Annotated in this window: 1 protein-coding gene; it reads left to right on the top strand. The window is 60.0% G+C overall.

The window, feature by feature from the left end:
• A partial coding sequence (locus tag E5331_RS20540) for a hypothetical protein (protein WP_275441330.1) occupies positions 1–405 on the top strand: 405 nt, incomplete at both ends.

Raw genomic sequence — 405 nt, 5'->3', positions numbered from 1 at the left:
GCAACGCAGTGACCGCGATAGCCAAGAGCGGCACCGCAATCACCGTGACCAAGGGCGCGACATTCCTCACGAGCCACCAGTCGCTCGCTGATTACCTCAAGAAGACTGATGCGGCAACCCTATATCAGCCGAAGGGGACTTACCTGACCAAGCATCAGGACATATCCCATCTGTTATCCAAGACGGATGCGGACGCGAAGTTCGCGCTTAGGACGATAACGATTTCCGCCGGAACCGGACTGACAGGTGGCGGCAACCTGACCGCCAACCGCACCCTGTCGTTGGCGACAAGCGGCGTGACCGCCGGCACCTACACGAAGGTGACGGTTGACACCTACGGACGTGTGACATCCGGCGCCACGCTTTCCGCCACCGACATCCCGTCCCTCCCGATTTCCAAGATCA

Source organism: Lepagella muris (assembly GCF_004793975.1).
GTDB classification, from domain to species: Bacteria; Bacteroidota; Bacteroidia; order Bacteroidales; family Muribaculaceae; genus Lepagella; species Lepagella muris.
This window is presented reverse-complemented; position numbering and strand designations above follow the sequence as displayed.